Here is a 652-nt window from a genome sequence, read left to right as displayed (position 1 = left end):
CTCTGCAGGAGGGTTAGCGCAGGTTGAGTTGGGGCTGCAAATTAAAGGAGTGCCCCGGCACCACCACGTAGACGTCGGGGATGTTGGTGGGCTCCAGGCTTTGCAGGGCTAACCCTTCGATGTTGGAGCGCAGGGCGTTGTTGATGGTGGCTTCCAGTTGGGACAAAACCTGCGCCTCGTTGCCCTGAGCGGCCAAGCCAGGAAACTGGCTGTACACGGCGCGCGCCAAGCTGCTGGCCAAGGGGAGCTGGATCAGGGTGAGGTTGGATCCCCCCAGCTGGGGGCCCAAGGTGTTGGCCCGGCCGCGGATGCCCAAAGCTTGGAGGGCATTGGCCGTTTGGCTGACGGGGATGGTGCAAGTATCCATCTTGTAAACGGGCACTGAGGCCATGGTCAGAGCAGAAACGCTGGTCAGTTGCACCACAGTAAAGGAGGCAGTGCCGTTATAGGCAAAGCAAAAATCGCGAAAGGCTGCGGGCACATTGGCAGCGCGGATGGGGCGCTCATCGTCAAAGCCGCCCGACTCGGCGAAGATGTTGCGGATAGCGAATCCCCCGAAGAAGGCCAGCAGGGCCACCACCAGCAGGATCGTCAGATCGGAGGAGGAGACCCCCCCGCTGGAGCTGCCGCCTCGCCCACCACCGCCATATCC

1 pseudogene is annotated in these 652 nt (G+C 62.3%); it reads right to left on the bottom strand.

The features are described 5' to 3' along the window. Positions 1–13 precede the first annotated feature (13 nt). Positions 14–652 (bottom strand): annotated as a pseudogene (locus NW820_RS13250) (hypothetical protein); the annotation flags it as partial.

Source organism: Synechococcus sp. R55.7, from assembly GCF_047461955.1.
Classification (GTDB): Bacteria; Cyanobacteriota; Cyanobacteriia; order Thermostichales; family Thermostichaceae; genus Thermostichus.
Note: the sequence above shows the minus strand (reverse complement) of the source record. Positions and strands in the feature narration are given on the sequence as shown.